The following is a 15,224-nucleotide window of genomic DNA, read 5'->3' on the forward strand; positions in this document are numbered from 1 at the left end:
CTGGGAGGATGACCACCACCGGGGCGAGCGCGACATCCGTGCGGCAGCGCAATCTCGCCCGCGTGCTCACGCTCCTGCATCTCGACGGGCCCCGCTCACGCGCGGCGCTCACCGAGGAGACGGGGTTGAACCGGTCCACGATCGGAGACCTCGTGGGCGAACTCGCCGCGCTCGGGCTGGTCGAGGAACGGGCTCCGGATGCTGCGCGCCGCGCCGGCCGCCCGTCGCCGGTCGTGGTGACCAGCGGCTCCGCGGTCGCGATCGCGGCGCACCCCGAGATCGATGCGCTGACCCTCGCGGCCGTGACGCTCGATCGTTCCGTCATCGCGCGCGTACGGATCCCCTGGCGTGACGCACCCTCGCCGGAGGTCGCCGCGGCGGCGATCGCCGCCCGCATCGCGCAGTGGCGTGCGGGTGCGCTTGCCGACCACCGGATCGTCGGCGTCGGTGTCGCCGTGCCGGGTCTCGTGCGCACGAGCGACGGGGTCGTCCGCGACGCGCCGCACCTGCGCTGGCGCGATGCCCCTCTCGCCGCCCTCGTGCAGTCGGCGGCCGGGCTGCCGACCACGGTCGGCAACGACGCGAGCCTGGGCGCCCGTGCGGAGCACCTCTTCGGCGCCGCCCGCGGCCACGCCGACGTGATCTACCTCAACGGCGGTGCCAGCGGCATCGGCGGCGGGGTGATCGCCCACGGCACGATGCTCGGCGGCGCGGGCGGATACGCCGGCGAGTTCGGCCAGAATCGCCCCGGCATCGAGGACGCCTCCGATCGCCGGGCTCCCGGCGGGGTGCTCGAAGACGAAGTCGGGCGCGCGCGGCTGCTCGCAGCGCTCGGCGCCTCCGCGACGGATGCGGACGACCACGCCCTCGCCCGCGCGCTGCAGACGACGTCGGCGCCCGCTGCCCGCGCGGAACGCGACCGGCAGCGCCGCATCCTCAGCACTGCCCTCGCCAACGCGGTGAACGTGCTGAACCCGTCGGTCGTGGTGCTCGGCGGGTTCCTCGCCGCGCTGGCATCGAGCGATCTTCCCGGACTCACCGCCGCCGTCCGCGGCCAGGCAATGCCGGCCTGTGCGGAGTCCCTCGATTTGCGCCTCGCGTCGCTCGCCGACGATCGGCTCCTGATCGGTGCCGCCGAGGCGGCCTTCGAGCCCGTGCTGGCCGACCCCGCATCCGCTGGCTGACCCCGCATCCGCCGGCTGACCCCGCATCCGCCGGCTGCCCTTACCCGGCGCGCCACTTCTCTGCACTCACCGCGCGCCGCGCGCCAGTTTCCTGCTCCCGCGCCTCAGATCTGTGGAGCGGCAGCAGAAAACTGGCGCGCCCCGGAATCGGTGGGGATGCTCTCAGCGCGGGGAGAGCGGATCGAAGCCGCTCCGCGGGAGGAATTCGCCGTCGACGACGTCGATGCCGGGGACGTCTTCGAATTCGAGGGACGTCATCGGGTTCTCGGGCACGACGTCTTCGGGTCCGGCGAGCATGGCACCACCTCCTGGGGCGGTTCCCACCTTGCCTCAGCGGCGGGCGCGGTCCGACCCCTTGACAACCCGGACGGGCCGGGAATCGCTGCTATTAGGCCGTCTGCTCCACCGGTTCGTCCGGCGGTTCGGGCACGATCGTGAGTCCGGCGGGTCCGGATGCGGCGAGCATCAGGTCTTCGATCCAGGCCCGGTTGATCTTCGGCTGACGGCTGCCGTAGAAGTGGAACTGCATGGGAACCGACGGGTGCACCCAGAAGCTGCGGCGTCCGCTGCCGTCGCCGATCTCGACATCGAACATGAACGGCTCGCCGCGACGGAGCTTGTTCATCACCACGATCCGCAGGTGCGAAAGCGTACGGTCTTCGATGTCGACCGCGTTCGCGTTCGTGTCATAGATGAATCGGCCCACGGCACGAGCATAGGCCACGCGACCCGCGCTACCGGGTGCGCCCCCGGCTAGGGTGATCGCATGGGCACGATCTACTACGGCGGGGGCAGCACTCCGATCCATATCGAGGACCGTGCCCTGGCACACCTGAAGGTGGTTCTCTCAACGAAGCTCCGCCGGGGCGAGAGCTTCACGCTCTCGTGGCGGCACCCGGACGATCAGCCCCGCGGCCGCAGCACGCTGTGGCTGCATCCGTCGATTCCGCTGCGCTTCGTCTTCGACGACCCCGAGCCGGCGATGCTGAGCCGCGAGTGGATCGAAGAGCTCGCCAACTCCGCGAACTCGTCGGGTGGCATCATGCTCGTCGCGGAGCACTTCGCCCCCGCACCGGACCGGCCGCCCGCCGCAACCCCCACCCCCTGACGGGGCCCCACGCCCCGAGGGCGTCGGATCAGAGCGCGATCCCCACGGCCAGCGCGACGACAGCGATCACCGCGAAGGCCATCTGCGTGAGCGCCGCACGCGTCTTCGAACGGTCCGACAGGAGGAGCACGAGCGCGGCCGCGACCATCGAGCCCGTCCCGACGAAGACGAGCGTCGCCCCGATCGCCGTGGTACCGGCGGCGAAGAACACGATTCCGAGCGCGGCCGCGATCGCCAAGAACAGGTTGTAGAAGCCCTGGTTGAACGCAAGCGACCGCGTCGCCTGCGCCTCCTGCGGGGTCGTCCCGAAGGTGCGCCGCGCGCGATCGCTCGTCCAGGCGATCGACTCGAGCCAGAAGATGTAGACGTGCAGCAGCGCGGCGAGTGCCGCGAAAACGAGCCCGACGATGATCATGTTTCCTCCTGGGTGAGCCCGCCTTCTGAGCGGGCCCGCCCCATCCTCTCGCGTCGCGCGGCCGGCAGCCACTCAGAACGTGAGCGGCCCCCACGTTCCGGGCGCGGGGAGGCCGGCATCTCGAAGCTCCACGCCACCGGAGTGCACGCTCGCCACGCAGACGAGGAGCGAGAGCGTGGGGATGCCGAGATGCCGGTGATCGCGGATGATAGCGCGGTCGTCGGTCGCGGCGAGCGCGGCGCTCCGCTCGATGACGGCGAGCCACGGCGCCCACCATGCGCCCGCCGCATCCGTTTCTGCGACGGCGAACTCGGGCAGCCAGCGCGTGATGCGGGCCGTGCGGGGGTCGTCGAGGTCGTCGTGGGCGATCATGTGGGTTCCCGGCGCGAGCTCGGTGACCCCGCGCCGAACGCCATCCCAGGACACCACGCGGGATGCCGCCCCGTCGATCTCGAGCAGGTTGAAGCCGCGCGTGCGCGGCGCCTCACCGGGCGGCGAGCCCGCCACGGAAGCGAGCGGCAGGGTGCCGCGAGAGACGGCATCCGCGTCGGGAAGCGAACCGTCGTCGTGCCGGTTCAGCAGCACGGCCAGCCGCCCCGCGCCCGGGTCGGCGGCCAACCATGCACCGCCGGCCCGCACGTCGTGCACGCCGATCACTCCCGGAAACGCGTCCGGCCACCACGGCCCCACGGGATTCCAGGGGCGACCCGGATCCTCATCGCGGATCGCGATCAGGCGCGTCGGGGCGTCCGGGTTCTCGGGGACGCGGACGATCACGGTGCACATCGGGTCTCCTTCGGGCGGACGCGTCGCGTGCGAGAATCATGCCGTGTTCGTCGTCGTCGGAGTCACCGGTGGAATCGCCGCGTACAAAACCGTATCGCTCGTTCGCGACCTCATCCGCGGGGGCCACGAGGTGCATGTCATCCCGACCGAGGGGGCGCTGCGGTTCGTCGGCCTGCCCACATGGGAGGCCATCAGCCGCAACCCCGTCACGACATCGCTGCACGACGATGTTCCGCAGGTGCGTCACGTGGCGCTCGGCCAGCACGCCGACCTCGTGATCATCGCCCCGGCGACCGCGAACACCCTCGCCAAGATGGCGGCCGGTATCGCCGATGATCTGCTCGGCACGACGCTGCTCGCCACGGTCGCGCCGGTCGTCGTCGCGCCGGCGATGCACAGCGAGATGTGGCGTCATCCGGCGACCGTCGCCAACATCGAGACCCTCCGCGCCCGCGGCGTGCGCGTGATCGGACCGGAGGTCGGCGCACTCACCGGCGGCGACAGCGGGCCCGGGCGCATGAGCGAACCGGAAAGCATCGTGCGATTCGCCTTCGAGGTGGCCGCCCCCTCGCGCCAGGATCTGGCCGGGCTCCGCGTTGCCGTCACCGCGGGCGGCACCCGCGAACCCATCGACCCGGTGCGCTTCCTCGGAAACCGATCGAGCGGGCGGCAGGGCCTCGCGGTGGCGCTCGCCGCGGCCGATCGCGGCGCCGACGTGCACCTGATCGCGGCCCACCTCGACGCGGATGTGCGGGCGACCGCATCCGCCGATCCCCGCATCCGGGTGACGGACGTCGGGACGGCGACGGAGCTGCAAAGCGCGACGACGGATGCGGCGACCCACGCCGATGTCGTGGTGATGGCCGCGGCCGTCGCCGATTACCGCGTCGCCGCCGTGTCGGAGCGGAAGCTCACGAAGGAATCCGGCGACGGCACGCGCACGCTCGAGCTCGTGGAGAACCCCGACATCGTCGCGGGGCTGGTCGCGGAGCGGCGCCCCGGACAGACGATCGTCGGCTTCGCCGCCGAGACCGCGACCGGCGACGAACTGCTCGCGCGGGCCGCGCGGAAACGGGAACGGAAAGGCGTGGACCTCCTCGCCGTCAACGAGGTCGGCTGGGATCGCGGCTTCGAGACCACCGACAACACGCTGCTGCTCCTCACCCGCGACGCGCACGGCGACGCGCACGACGACGCGCAGCCCGCATCCGTGACCGGCACGAAGCGCGAGGTCGCCGACGCGCTGTGGGACGCGGTGCTCCGCCTGCGCTGAGCCCGCTCAGTCCACCGGCAGCCGCACGGCGCGGCGGGCGGCATCGAGTTCGGTGCGGCGGCGCCCGGCATCCCAGCCCAGATGCTCGGCCGCGATGTCGGCGGCCATCCCGAGGATCCGGTCCCCGGGGTCTCCGAGGTGGCCGATCCCCGTGCGGCGCAGGAGCACGTCGGTCAGGTGCACGGGAGATTCCTGCCGCACCGCGTAGGCGACGGTGGCGAGCGGTTCGCCGTCGGGCGTCGCCCGTTCGGCAAGCCTCGGGTCCTCGCTCATGAGCGCGAGCACCTCGCGGGCCTGGGTGCCGTAGTGGCGCAGCAGGAGATCGGCGGTGTCGGCGGCGACGGAGGCCGCGGCCGCATCCGACGCGATCGCGGCGCGGGCCGAGCCGATGTCTTCGATGTTGCCGCCGAACAACGGGGTGCGCGCGCTGACGCTCTGCGCGACGCGGAGTCCCGCCCGCCGCCCGAGCCGGTCGACGACCTTCTCGGCGAAGGCACGGGAGTTCGTGTATTTGCCGCCCACCGCCGAGAGCAATCCGTCGACGCCGCCTTTCGCATGGTCGACGAGTTCGGATGATCGAGAGGCCCGGTACGTGTCGTCGCCCGACGACTCGGAGAGCGGGCGCAACCCCCCGTACGCCGCCACGACGTCGTCGATGGCGAGTCGTTCGGGCAGATTCGCGCCGGCGTTGACCGCATCCACGAGTCGCTCGATCGACTCGCGCGTAAGGCGCCAGTCGCCGACCGCGCCGGAGTACGGGGTCTCGGTGGGGCCGATGAGGCTGTGCCCGCGCCACGGTGCGACGCTGAAGTGGCCGTGCCCCGACACCGTGAGCACCATCGTGCGGGTGAGGGGCCGCGTGACGAGGTAGATGCCCTCCGAGCGCACGCGCGGCGCGGGTCCGGCGAGCGGCAGCAGCTCCGGCGTGCTGCTGAGCAGATCGTGCGACCAGGGCCCCGCCGCGTTCACCGTCACGGTCGCGCGAACGTCGTGCGTGCATCCGGTGACGGCGTCGTGCACCCGCGCCCCCTCGACCCGCGAACCCCGCACGAGCAGTCGCTCGGCGCGGGTATAGGTCGAGAAGGTGGCACCGTGCTGCTGCGCGGTGCGCGCAAAGGCGAACGTCAGCCGCTCGGGTGAATACATCATGGCGTCGTAGTAGAGGATGCCGCGGCCCACGTGCGCGAGACCGCGCGCATCGAGCTGCCCCCGGGAGAGCACCCGGTGCGCGGGGATGCGCTTGGCCGGATCCGGGATGCGGTTGCGGTCGAACGAGAGCACGTCGTAGGCCGTGAGCCCCACGTGCTCGATGAGTCCCGGGTCGGGCAGCACCATGCCGACGGGTTCGACGAGGTGCGGAGCGATGCGCATGAGCGTGCGGCGCTCGGCAAGGGACTCGCGGACGAGGCCGACCTCGAAGTTCTTCAGATACCGGAGGCCGCCGTGGATGAGTTTGCCGGTCGCCGCCGACGTGCGACCGCCGATGTCACCGGCGTCCACGACCGCGACGCGGAGGCCCCGGCTCGCGGCCTCGTAGGCGAGAGCCGTCCCGGTGATCCCCGCCCCGATGATGAGCAGGTCGACCGGCGAACCGGGCAGGCGACGGGCGAACGGGGCACTCACGACGCCGACGCCGATCGTGCCGGACCCTGGGCCGACGCACGGGCGGCGAGGTCGCGACGGATGCCGGCCAGCATCCGCTCGCGCTCCGACGCGACATCGAGCAGGCCGAGCCGCAGCACGCGCGCGGCTGTCGTCCAGCGCTCGATCTGCGCGGGGGTGACGGTGCTGCGACGCAGATACTCCGCGAGGTAGTGGCGCAGCAGGACACGCCTGACCGCCGCGTAGACGACGCGCATGGGGGCCGAGGTTCCCGGGAAGAGTTCCGCCTCCCGGAAGAGCAGGCAGGTGAGGGCGACGTCGGCCGCAGGGTCACCGGAGACGGCGGTCTGCCAGTCGATCACGACGTTCCGATCCGCCAGTACGAACACGTTCTGGGGGTGGAAGTCGAGGTGCAGCACGGCATCGCCGTCGGGCAGCGACCGCAGGTGCGCCCGGAGGGACTCTCGTTCGGCGATCGTCAACGCCGCGAACGAGGGCTTGTCGATCTGGGCGAGCGCGAGCGCACGCACATCCTGCAGCTCGGTGGTGTGCGCGGCGTGCACCGCCACGTGCTCGTCAGCGAGGGTTCGTCCCACCTCGGGAAGCCGCAGAATGTTGCGTTCGGCGACCGTGGTCAGCGGGATGCCGTCGATCCGGTCGAACACGATGCCGTGCCGGCCGTCGCGCTCGACCCGCCCGTAGCAGCGCACCGGGGTGATGCCGAGCGCGTGCACGGTCCGCGAGTCGCGCACCTCGCGGTCGACCTCGACCTCGTCGGCGCCGGCGAAGTAGAGCTTCACGACGTGCCCGGGGTCATCGGCGAACACTTCGGAGGACCGCCCGCGCGCGATCGGGGCGCTCACGGAACGATCCTCTGGGTCGTGCCGTAGCCGCGGCGCGTCGCCGCCTCGATGACGGCGCGCTGCGCGGCACCATCCAGCGCCCGCGGTTCGCCGATCGCCCGCGCACGCCAGTACAACTCGCAGAGCCATTCGACCAGCAGCGCGTTCTCGACGGCGCGGGCGAGGTCGGCGCCCAGCGCGACGGCGCCGTGGTTGGCCATCAACGCCGCCAGCCGCCCGTCGAGAGCGCCGCCCACGGCGCGCGCGAGCTCGGGACTGCCGAACGGCTCGAACGCCGCGACGCGCAGGGCGCCGCCGAGGGTCAGCTGCTGATAGTGCACAACCGGGAGTTCGTCGACCACGATCGACAGGGCGGTCGCGTACCGGGAATGGGTGTGCACGACCGCGCCTACGACGCCGGGCGGCGCGGCGCGGAGCACGCCGAGATGCAGGTCCGCCTCGGAAGTCGGCGCCCACTCCCCCTCGACGACCGCGCCATCGAGAGTCACGATCGTGACCTGGTCGGGCGTCAACTCGCCGAGCACGGCGCCCGTCGCGGTGAGGGCGACCAGGTCGCCCGAGCGGGCACTGATGTTGCCGGCAGTGCCGATGAGAAGGTCGCGGTCGGCGAGCACGCGGGCCGCATCCGCCACCGTTCGGCGCAACGCGACGATGTCTGACGTCGATGTCATACAGTGAGCATGCGCAGCGAGCAAACCAAAGTCAAGTTTGATTAGAGGATCCGTGACGACAGCCGAGGAGTGGGACGCCCTTCCGCTCCGCCGCGTCCCCACGCAAGCGCGCTCGCGCGACAAGGTCCTTCGCGCGCTCGTCGCCGCCGACCGGCTGCTCCGCACCGAAGGACCCGACGCGATCAACCTGCCGCGCGTCGCCGCCGAGGCCGACGTCAGCGTCGGCGCGCTCTACCAGTACCTGCCCGACCGCGACGCGATCACGCGGGCGCTCGTCGCGCGTTACCACTCCCGGCTCGAGCTGCTTCTCGACGATGCAATCGCCCAGACGACGCGCTCCGCCGCCCCGGCCGATCCGGTCGCGCACGTGATCGACGCCGTCGCCGGGGTCTACCTCGACCAGCAACCCGTGCGCGCCCTGCACGCGGTCTCGACGACGCCGGCCGGTTTCGACGAGCGCACCCTGCACCGACAGCGGATGGCGGCGAAAGTCGCGACGCTCATGCGCGTCAGCGGGCTCGCCTCCGACGGTCGCGACGAGCTGCGCGCCCGCGTGGCGTTCCTCTCGGCCGACGCCGTGCTGCACGAGGCGTTCGCCGCATCCGGAAGCGAACGCGCGGCGCTGCTCGCCGAACTGCAAGACATGCTGCGCCGGTTTCTGACGCCGAGCGACCCCGCGCGCTGAGCCGCTACTGGATGGGGTCGCGCATGTCGTCGAACCCGCCGGCGCGCCCCGGCGAGCGCACCCAGTCGAAGACGATCTGGGTCTCGGTCGACGCGACCGCGGGGTCCATGCTGAGGCGCGTCGCCACGAAGTCGCGGAGCTGCTCGGGCGAGGTCGTCGCGACATGGATGAGGAAGTCGGTCTGCCCGCCGAGGAAGAAGATGTTCAGCACGTTCGGCAACCGCGCGACCTTGTCGGCGTAGGTCTTGATCGACGGACGCGCCTGGGCGCGCAGGCGCACCGCGACGATCGCCTGCAGGGGAAGGCCGAGGGCGGCCAGGTCGACGTCGGCGCGCGAGGCGCCGAGCACCCCCGCCGCACGGAGCGCGCGGACGCGCGCGTGGGCGGTCGAGGCCGAGAGACCGATGCGGGCGGCGAGCGCGGCGTTCGTCAGATCGGCGTCGCGCTGCAGCTCCCAGAGGATCCGCTCGTCGATCTCATCGAGCTGACGTTTCTGCGCGCGGCCGGCATCCGTTGAGCGATTCATCGCAGATCCTCCTGTCCTGAGCGGTGTGAGAGAAGACTATTCGGCTGCTAGCGACACATCCGCGATTTTCTTCTAGATTCGGGTCGCCGACCGGCCCCGCACACGAGGAGAAACCATGCGCATCGGAGTTCCCGCCGAAGTCAAGAACCACGAGTACCGCGTCGCGGCGACGCCGGCCGGAGTGCACGAGCTCGTGCGCCACGGCCACACCGTCACCGTGCAGGCCGGCGCGGGAGCCGGAAGCGCGATCCCGGATGCGGAATTCGTCGCGGCCGGCGCCCAGCTCGGCGACGCGGCCGCCGCGTGGGACAACGAGCTCGTGCTGAAGGTGAAGGAACCCGTCGCCGCCGAGTACGGCTACCTGCGGCCCGATCTCACCCTGTTCACGTACCTGCATCTCGCTGCCGACGAGCCGCTCGTCGACGCGCTGCTGGCGGCGGGCACCACGGCCCTCGCGTACGAGACCGTGCAGCTCGCCGATCGGTCGCTCCCCCTGCTCGCCCCAATGAGCGAGGTCGCGGGTCGCCTCGCCGTGCTCGCCGGCGGCTACCACCTGCTCGGCTCGCAGGGCGGGCGCGGCGTGCTGCTGGCCGGGGTACCCGGGGTGCGCCCCGCGAAGGTCACCGTCATCGGGGGCGGGATGGCCGGCGCGAACGCGGTCGCCCAGGCCGTCGGCCTCGGCGCCGACGTCACCGTCCTGGACCTCTCGCTGCCGCGCCTACGCGCCATCGACGACCTCTACCGCGGCGCGGTGCGGACAGTCGCCTCGAGCGCCTACGAACTCGAGCGATCGGTGCTCGAGGCGGATCTGGTGATCGGCGCGGTGCTCATCCCGGGCGCGAAGGCGCCGAAGCTCGTCTCACACGACCTCGTACTGCGGATGAAGCCGGGCAGCGTGCTCGTCGACATCGCGATCGACCAGGGCGGATGCTTCGAGGACTCCCGCCCCACGACCCACGACGACCCGATCTTCCGGGTCGGCGACGCCATCCTGTACTGCGTCGCGAACATGCCCGGGGCAGCGGCCGGCACCTCCACCCCCGCGCTCACGAACGCCACGCTGCCCTACGCGCTCGCCCTCGCCGACAAGGGCTGGGAGCGCGCCGTCGCGGATGACGCCGCGCTCGCCGGCGGCCTCAGCACGGTCGCCGGTCGGCTCGCGAACGCGAGCGTCGCCGCCGTCTTCCCCGACAAGCCCCGCGCCTGACCCCGCTCCCCTCCCGCCACTCACCTTTCCGCGAGACGGGATCTTCGCGCCGAGACAGCGGAGTAACCCCACGGTCTCGGCGCCCCGATCCCGTCTCGTGGATTGTGCGGGCGGATGCGGGCCGCGGGCGGATGCGGGCGCCGGGGCGCGCGCGGCGCGAAGGTTTCGCGGGGGTTTCGGGGGGATGAGAATTGCGCCCCGGGGTTGCCCGGCAGCATCCGGGTGCGCTTTCATGAGCGGAGTTGGTCGATCGACCAACTTTCGGAGAGGACGATCATGACCGACGAGAGACGAGCGGTGACGGTGGTCACCGGCGCGAGTTCGGGCCTCGGCCGGGGTTTCGCCGAGCGGTTCGCGGCCCGACGCCACGACCTCGTGCTGGTCGCTCGGCGTGCGGAGCGGCTCGAGGAGCTCGCGGCCCGGCTGCGCGCCGCGCACGGCGTCGCCGTCGATGTCATCCCCGCCGACCTCGCCGACGCCGCGGCTCCTGCCCGCATCGCGCAGGATCTCGCGGACCGCGGCCTCCGCGCCGCCGGGCTCATCAACTGCGCGGGCTTCGGCACCGCGGGCGCGTTCACCGCAGAGGATCCCGACCGGATCGCGCAGGAGATCGCCGTCGACGTCACCGCCCCGACCCTCCTGACCCGCCTCCTGCTCCCCGACCTGCTCGCCGCACCGCACGGCGTGCTGCTCATGGTCTCGAGCACCGCATCCCACCAGCCGATCCCGAACCTCGCGGTCTACGCCGCCTGCAAGGCGTTCCTCACGTCGCTGACGGCGGCGATCTGGCAGGAAACGCGCGGCTCCGCGCTTCGCGTGCTCGCGGTCTGCCCCGGCCCGACCGCGACCGAGTTCTTCGCCGCCGCCGGGTCCACCCAGTTCGCGGTCGGACGCATCGCGACCACCGACGAGGTCGTCGCGGCGACGCTCCGTGTGCTCGATCGGCCGGGCGGCCCGGTCGTCACCCTCGGTTGGGGCAACCGCATCCAGTCCCTCGGCGCGAAGTTCGCCCCGCGCCGGATGACGCTCCGCGTCGGCCAGCGCGCCACCGAACGCGCCGGATCCCGGGCGGCCTCCTGATGCGGCGCCTGCCCTACGCCGACCGTCGCGCCGAACTCGTCGACGCCGCCATCCGCGTGATCGCCCGCGAGGGCCTCGCCGGTGCCAGCACGCGCGCCATCGTGGCCGAGGCCGACATGCCGCTCGGCGCGTTCCACTACGTCTTCGGCACCCGCGACGAGCTCATCACCGCCGTGATCGAGCAGATCACCGAGCAGGAGCGCCTCGCCGCGTGGATCGACGCGGGCACCCCGGGCCCGGCTCCCCGCCTCGACGAGATCCTCGAGCGCGGCCTCGACGCGTACCTGCGGCTCCTCGAATCCGACCCCAGCCGCGAACTGGTGCTGCTCGATGTCGCCACCCACGCCATGCGCCACGACCCCGCCGTCGTCGAAGCGCAGTGGGCGACGTACCGGGATGCGGCCGAATCGAGCCTGCGCTACGCCGCCGAGCTTGCCGGCACCTCCTGGTCGCAGCCGCTCGACGAGATCGCCTGGTCGTTCGCGAGCGCGCTCGATGGGCTCACCCTGACCTGGCTGACCGACCGCGACGGCGCCTCCGCGCGTCGCCACATCCGATTCCTGGCGCGGTCGTTCGCCGCACTGTCCACCCCTGTTCCCACCCCGGAGGCGCCCGATGCTCACTGAGATCGACCCGCGAGTGCTCGCCGCGACCAATCTGCGCGCCGTGCTCGGCTCGCTGCCGCGGCTCGCCGAACTCGTTCCCGCTGCGCGCGACATTCTTCGGCAAGTGCCGAAGCCCACCACGCTGACCTTCGTCGTGCCGGGGCTCGACCCGGTGCGCTACACGTTCACCGATCAGGCCATCACGGCGGCGGATGCGGGCGGCCGCGGCCCGACGCTGCTGTTCCGCTCGGCGGCGCACGCGAACGCCGTCATCGCGGGCTCGGCCCAGCCGATCCCACTCGCCGGGCCGGCCGGCATCCGATTCCTCACGAAGGTGTTCACCCCGCTCAGCGACCTGCTCGGCCGGTACCTGCAGCCGAGTGACGCCGACCTCGCCGACCCGGCGTTCCGCCGGCTCAGCACCCTGATGACCCTCGACGTGGCGGCCCGCGCGATCGCCGTCGTTGGCAACGAGGATGTCAGCGGACGCTTCTCGGCCGCGCACATGCCCGACGGCGACCTCGACCTCGAGTTCGGCGACGAAGTGCGGTACCGGCTGGAGATCAAGAACCATCGCGTCCGCCTCGACGACGACCTCTCCGGCACTCCCCGCGCCATCCTCCGCTTCGCCGACCTCGATGTCGCCGGCGGCGTCATCACGGGTCGCGACAGCGCCCTCGCCTGCGTCTGCGATGGCCGCCTGGCCATGCGCGGCTTCATCCCCCTCGTCGACAACACCAGCCGCATTCTCGACCGTGTCGGCGCCTACCTCGGAGCGTGACCCCATGAGCAGCGATCTCCTCACCCCCACCTACTCCTATGCCCGGAGCGAAGAGGCCTTCTCCCGTGCGATCAAGGTGATCCCGGGCGGCGTTCCCGGTCATCTCGGACCCAGCGAGGGATGCTTCATCCCCCGCACCGACTACCCCCTCTTCTCGCAGCGCGCCGAGGGCACCCGGTTCTGGGACGTCGACGGCAACGAGTTCATCGACTACATGTGCGGGTACGGCCCGAACGTGCTCGGATACGGCGACCGTCGCGTTGCGGCCGCCGCGGAGGCGCAGGCGCGCCTGGAGGATGTGGTCTCGGTTCCGTCGACCGTGATGGTGGATCTGGCCGAGCTGCTCGTGGACACCGTTGCGAGTGCCGACTGGGCGTTCTTCGCCAAGAACGGCGGCGACACGACGACGCTCGCCGTGATGACGGCGCGGGCGGCGACCGGTCGCCGGCGCATCGTCTTCATCGAGGGCTACTACCACGGCGTCGCCCCGTGGACGCAGAAGCTCGACTACCCGGGCGTGCTCGACACCGACGTGCAGGGCAACATCGAGGTGCCGTGGAACGACGTCGAAGCCATGCGACGGGTGTTCTCCGAGCACCGCGGCGAGATTGCGGCCCTCATCGCGCAGCCCTACCGGCACGGGAACTTCTTCGACAACGAACTGCCGGCGCCGGGGTACTGGCAGGCGGTCCGAAAGCTCTGCGATGAGCACGGCATCGTGCTGATCGTCGACGACGTGCGCGCCGGATGGCGACTCGATCTGGAGGGCAGCGACCACTTCTACGGGTTCGAAGCCGACCTGATCTGCTTCTGCAAGGCCATCGCGAACGGCTACAACGTGTCGGCGCTGTGCGGCAAGGAGAGCCTCCGCGAAGCGGTCAGCAGCATCACCTACACGGGCAGCTACTGGATGAGCGCGGTGCCGTTCGCCGCCGCGATCGCGAACATCACGACGTTGAAGGAGATCGACGCCCCGCGGCTCTTCCGCGAACTCGGCACGTCGCTCACCGACGGTCTCGTCGACGTCGCGCGCTCGCACGACCTGACGCTCGTGGCATCCGGCGAACCCGCCCTCTTCTACCTGCGCCTCGCCGACGACGACTCGCTGATGCTGCACCAGCGGTGGATCGCGGAATGCGTCAAGCGCGGCGTCTTCCTGAGTTCGCACCACAATCACTTCATCAACGCGGCGCTCACCCCGGCCGACATCACCCGCACGCTCGAGATCGCCGACGACGCGTTCCGCGCGCTTCGCCTGCCGACGGCCGGATGATGAACACGGTCACCGCCCCCCGGACCGCCCGTCGCGGCGCCGTCCCGGCCTCCTACGCGGCACAGGGTCTCGGCTACGCGACGGTCGTCACGGCGCTGCCCGCGATCAAGGATCGCGTCGGCATCGACGACATGACCGTGTCGCTCCTGCTGCTCGGCACGTGTCTCGCCGCCGCTCTCGGTTCGATCCTCGCGGATGTGGTCGCCGTCCGCCGCGGCAGCCGTGCCGCTCTGGTCGGGGGACTCGCCATCCAGGCCATCGGGCTGTTCGTCATCGCCGCGACCGGCTCGTTCGAGGTGCTCCTCATCGCGGTCATGGTCTACGGAGTCGGCCTCGGCGCGGTCGACGCGTCATCGAACATGCAGGGTGCGCTGCTGCAGCGCCGGCACCCGCAGCCGATCTTCGGTCGGTTGTACGCCGGGTACACCGCCGCCGCGATCCTGGCGACCCTCGGCACGGCCGCGGTGCTCGGCGCGTCGGCACCCGCCACCCTCACTCTCGTGGTGACGGCGATCGTGCAGCTGGCCGTCGCGGCGTGGGGTGTCATCGCGTTCGACCCGGCGCGTGCGGCGCACCAGGCCCACGACGAACCGCGTCGGCGGACGCCGCTTCCTCGCCGCGCGATCTGGGCAGTCGGGGCGATCGTGTTCGCCGCGTTCGTGATCGATTCGGCGGTCTCGAGTTGGAGCACGATCTACCTGACCGACGGGTTGCAGGCGGAGCCCGCGGTGACCCCGCTCGGGTACGCCGCCTACCTCGCAGCCATGCTCGTCGCCCGCCTGGGAACCGACCCCGCGGTGCGTGCGGTCGGCGCGGTGCGGGTGGGCGTCGCCGCGATCCTGCTGGCCGTCGCCGGAGCCGTGCTCGTCGCCGTGTGGCCGGTGGTTCCGGCCGCGATCATCGGGTTCGCCGCGATGGGCGCCGCATCCGGAACCCTCGTTCCGCTCGCCTTCGCCCGCGCCGGCGAGGTGCTCCCCGAACGCAGCGACGAGGTCATCGCCCGCGTCAACCTGTTCAACTACGCCGGCGCCGTGACGGGAGCCGTCGTTCTCGGGCTCGTCGCCACCGGGCCCGCCCTCGGGGTCGCGTTCCTCATTCCTGCGGCGGTGCTTGCGGCGCTGCTTCCGGTGCTGCGCACCCTCCGGCGCTGAGGCGGGGCGGCGGC

General features: G+C 71.8%; 18 protein-coding genes. 10 read left to right on the forward strand and 8 right to left on the reverse strand.

The features are described 5' to 3' along the window. Positions 1-8 precede the first annotated feature (8 nt). Positions 9-1,184, forward strand: a complete 1,176-nt coding sequence (locus LMI96_RS08215; protein WP_228361119.1) for an ROK family transcriptional regulator — start codon at positions 9-11, stop codon at positions 1,182-1,184. A gap of 162 nt (positions 1,185-1,346) precedes the next feature. Here the strand turns inward: LMI96_RS08215 and LMI96_RS16125 are convergent, their stop codons facing one another. Together LMI96_RS16125 and LMI96_RS08220 are read right to left on the reverse strand one after the other, a co-directional pair. Further along, on the reverse strand, positions 1,347-1,481 hold the full coding sequence (locus LMI96_RS16125) for a hypothetical protein (protein WP_267059371.1): 135 nt from the start codon (positions 1,479-1,481) through the stop codon (positions 1,347-1,349). Positions 1,482-1,572: 91 nt separating this feature from the next. After that, entirely contained in the window at positions 1,573-1,890 is a 318-nt protein-coding gene (locus LMI96_RS08220; protein WP_223722383.1) for an ATP-dependent DNA ligase, read from the reverse strand. 60 nt (positions 1,891-1,950) lie between these two features. On the opposite strand from LMI96_RS08220, the gene LMI96_RS08225 reads away from it, so the two are divergent. Continuing rightward, complete coding sequence (locus tag LMI96_RS08225; protein WP_223722382.1) at positions 1,951-2,292, forward strand: hypothetical protein; 342 nt, start codon at positions 1,951-1,953, stop codon at positions 2,290-2,292. A 28-nt stretch (positions 2,293-2,320) separates the two neighbouring features. Here the strand turns inward: LMI96_RS08225 and LMI96_RS08230 are convergent, their stop codons facing one another. Next, on the reverse strand, positions 2,321-2,707 hold the full coding sequence (locus LMI96_RS08230; RefSeq protein ID WP_228361120.1) for a DUF1304 domain-containing protein: 387 nt from the start codon (positions 2,705-2,707) through the stop codon (positions 2,321-2,323). 72 nt (positions 2,708-2,779) lie between these two features. Beyond that, on the reverse strand, positions 2,780-3,493 hold the full coding sequence (locus tag LMI96_RS08235) for an NRDE family protein (RefSeq protein WP_228361121.1): 714 nt from the start codon (positions 3,491-3,493) through the stop codon (positions 2,780-2,782). A gap of 43 nt (positions 3,494-3,536) precedes the next feature. On the opposite strand from LMI96_RS08235, the gene coaBC reads away from it, so the two are divergent. Beyond that, entirely contained in the window at positions 3,537-4,766 is a 1,230-nt protein-coding gene (gene coaBC / locus LMI96_RS08240) for a bifunctional phosphopantothenoylcysteine decarboxylase/phosphopantothenate--cysteine ligase CoaBC (RefSeq protein WP_228361122.1), read from the forward strand. A 6-nt stretch (positions 4,767-4,772) separates the two neighbouring features. Here coaBC and LMI96_RS08245 read toward each other — a convergent pair whose 3' ends face one another. Genes LMI96_RS08245 through LMI96_RS08255 form a run of 3 tightly spaced genes read right to left on the reverse strand, consistent with a single transcriptional unit; the run spans position 4,773 to position 7,902 of the window. Then, positions 4,773-6,389 (reverse strand): glycerol-3-phosphate dehydrogenase/oxidase, encoded by a 1,617-nt coding sequence (locus LMI96_RS08245; RefSeq protein ID WP_228361123.1) that lies wholly within the window; start codon positions 6,387-6,389, stop codon positions 4,773-4,775. Continuing rightward, positions 6,386-7,231 (reverse strand): aminoglycoside phosphotransferase family protein, encoded by an 846-nt coding sequence (locus LMI96_RS08250; protein WP_223722377.1) that lies wholly within the window; start codon positions 7,229-7,231, stop codon positions 6,386-6,388. The genes LMI96_RS08245 and LMI96_RS08250 overlap by 4 nt, the downstream gene beginning before the upstream one ends. Then, complete coding sequence (locus tag LMI96_RS08255; RefSeq protein WP_223722376.1) at positions 7,228-7,902, reverse strand: class II aldolase/adducin family protein; 675 nt, start codon at positions 7,900-7,902, stop codon at positions 7,228-7,230. The genes LMI96_RS08250 and LMI96_RS08255 overlap by 4 nt, the downstream gene beginning before the upstream one ends. Positions 7,903-7,954: 52 nt before the next feature. Here LMI96_RS08255 and LMI96_RS08260 point away from each other — a divergent pair, with 52 nt between their 5' ends. Further along, positions 7,955-8,587, forward strand: a complete 633-nt coding sequence (locus LMI96_RS08260; RefSeq protein WP_223722375.1) for a TetR/AcrR family transcriptional regulator — start codon at positions 7,955-7,957, stop codon at positions 8,585-8,587. A 4-nt stretch (positions 8,588-8,591) separates the two neighbouring features. On the opposite strand, the gene LMI96_RS08265 is transcribed toward LMI96_RS08260, so the two are convergent. Next, complete coding sequence (locus tag LMI96_RS08265) at positions 8,592-9,113, reverse strand: Lrp/AsnC family transcriptional regulator (RefSeq protein WP_223722374.1); 522 nt, start codon at positions 9,111-9,113, stop codon at positions 8,592-8,594. 115 nt (positions 9,114-9,228) lie between these two features. Between LMI96_RS08265 and ald the strand changes: the two genes are divergently transcribed. The 6 genes from ald to LMI96_RS08295 all read left to right on the forward strand — a co-directional run bounded on the left by ald (position 9,229) and on the right by LMI96_RS08295 (position 15,210). Further along, entirely contained in the window at positions 9,229-10,320 is a 1,092-nt protein-coding gene (ald, locus tag LMI96_RS08270; protein WP_228361124.1) for an alanine dehydrogenase, read from the forward strand. A gap of 276 nt (positions 10,321-10,596) precedes the next feature. Continuing rightward, on the forward strand, positions 10,597-11,400 hold the full coding sequence (locus tag LMI96_RS08275) for an SDR family oxidoreductase (RefSeq protein ID WP_228361125.1): 804 nt from the start codon (positions 10,597-10,599) through the stop codon (positions 11,398-11,400). Continuing rightward, positions 11,400-12,026, forward strand: a complete 627-nt coding sequence (locus LMI96_RS08280) for a TetR/AcrR family transcriptional regulator (RefSeq protein WP_223722371.1) — start codon at positions 11,400-11,402, stop codon at positions 12,024-12,026. Before LMI96_RS08275 ends, LMI96_RS08280 begins: the two co-directional genes overlap by 1 nt. After that, on the forward strand, positions 12,016-12,786 hold the full coding sequence (locus LMI96_RS08285) for a hypothetical protein (protein WP_223722370.1): 771 nt from the start codon (positions 12,016-12,018) through the stop codon (positions 12,784-12,786). Before LMI96_RS08280 ends, LMI96_RS08285 begins: the two co-directional genes overlap by 11 nt. Positions 12,787-12,790: 4 nt before the next feature. Further along, positions 12,791-14,059 (forward strand): aminotransferase class III-fold pyridoxal phosphate-dependent enzyme, encoded by a 1,269-nt coding sequence (locus tag LMI96_RS08290; RefSeq protein WP_223722369.1) that lies wholly within the window; start codon positions 12,791-12,793, stop codon positions 14,057-14,059. Then, a complete protein-coding gene (locus LMI96_RS08295; RefSeq protein ID WP_228361126.1) occupies positions 14,059-15,210 on the forward strand; it encodes an MFS transporter in 1,152 nt (383 codons plus the stop codon). The genes LMI96_RS08290 and LMI96_RS08295 overlap by 1 nt, the downstream gene beginning before the upstream one ends. Positions 15,211-15,224 lie beyond the last annotated feature (14 nt).

The sequence above is a fragment of the Microbacterium sp. cx-59 genome (assembly GCF_020805625.1).
Lineage (GTDB): Bacteria > Actinomycetota > Actinomycetes > Actinomycetales > Microbacteriaceae > Microbacterium.